The sequence below is a fragment of the Streptomyces sp. NPDC048278 genome (assembly GCF_040652195.1).
Taxonomy (GTDB): domain Bacteria; phylum Actinomycetota; class Actinomycetes; order Streptomycetales; family Streptomycetaceae; genus Streptomyces.
The window spans coordinates 1-1292 of the sequence record NZ_JBEZLP010000086.1 but is presented as its reverse complement, the minus strand read 5'-3'; the positions used below and the strand labels follow the sequence as shown (position 1 = coordinate 1292).

The window sequence follows — 1292 nt, the reverse complement described above, 5'->3', positions numbered from 1 at the left end:
TGAGGGGCCACTAAGTTTCCGGACAGGCATCCAATAGGGTTGTCCTGAACAAGGAAACGAGGAAGAAGTGGCGCCACCCAGTAAGTACTCACCGGAGTTCCGCGAGGAAGCCGTCCAGATCGCATTGAGGTCCAGCAAGACGATCTCCGAAGTCGCCCGGGAGCTTGAGCTGAACTCGGAGACGCTACGCGGCTGGGTGAAGAAGTATCAGAAGCAGCGGGAACCGGCCCCCGATGCGGAACTGACGGTGAACGAGCGGGCGCGTCTGAAGGAACTCGAACGACGCAACCGTGAGCTGGAGATGGAAGTTACCTTCCTGAAAAAAGCCGCAGCGTACTTCGCGAAGGATCCCCGGTAGCAAGCAAGTACGAGTTCATCGACGAGATGCGGCTCGACACCGAGAAGTACGCATACAGCGTCGAGTTCATGTGCGACCGGCTCGGCGTCTCCAGATCCGGCTACTACGACTGGAGATCCCGCCCGGAATCCGCGACAGCTCAGCGGCGTGAAGAACTCAAATTGCTCATCGAGAAAGCCTTCGACATGTCCGACAGCACCTACGGGCACCGGCGCATCCAGGCTCAGCTGCACCGCTGGGGCGTCGCCGCGGGCGTAGAGCTGGCCCGCCGCCTCATGCGCGAACTGGGCCTGGTGCCCTGCCTGCCACGGCCGAAGAGGTTCAGCCTCACTCGGGCTGCGGCCGGCGAGGTGCCGGACCTCGTCGGCCGCGACTTCGCTGCGGACGCGCCCGGCAAAAAGCTCGTCGGCGACATTACTTATATCGCGACCGGGGAAGGCTGGCTGTACCTCGCAACGGTCATCGACTGCTGCACGAAGGAAGTCATCGGTTATGCGATGGACGACCACTATCAAACCCCACTGATATCCAGGGCAATCCGCAACGCGGCACGGAACAGGCAGCTCTCGGCAGGTGCGATATTTCACTCCGACCGCGGAAGTAACTACATGTCAGCCGAGTTCGGGAAGACGCTCGACCGGTTCGGACTCCGCAGGTCTTCCGGTCGCACCGGGATCTGCTTCGACAACGCAATGGCCGAATCATTCTTCGGCGCCCTGAAGAACGAGCGCGTATCAAGGGTGACTTACCTGACCCGCGAGGCCGCCCGGCAGGACATCACTCGCTACATCGAATTCTGGTACAATCGCAAACGTCTCCACTCTGCGGTGGGTTACCGCCCTCCGCGCGAAGTCCACGCCGAGTACGAGAAGTTGCGAATCGCCGCGTGAAATGAACGGCCAGAAGCCTGTCCGGGAAACGCGAGGCCCCTCAG

1 protein-coding gene is annotated in these 1292 nt (G+C 61.4%); it reads left to right on the top strand.

Going from position 1 to position 1292, the window contains the following annotated elements; genetic code table 11:
- The first annotated feature begins 67 nt into the window (after positions 1–67).
- A protein-coding gene (locus AB0D74_RS50340) for an IS3 family transposase (protein WP_362603428.1) occupies positions 68–1248 on the top strand; the annotation gives its coding sequence in 2 pieces (ribosomal slippage) (positions 68–332 and positions 332–1248; 1182 coding nt in all).
- Positions 1249–1292: the final 44 nt, after the last annotated feature.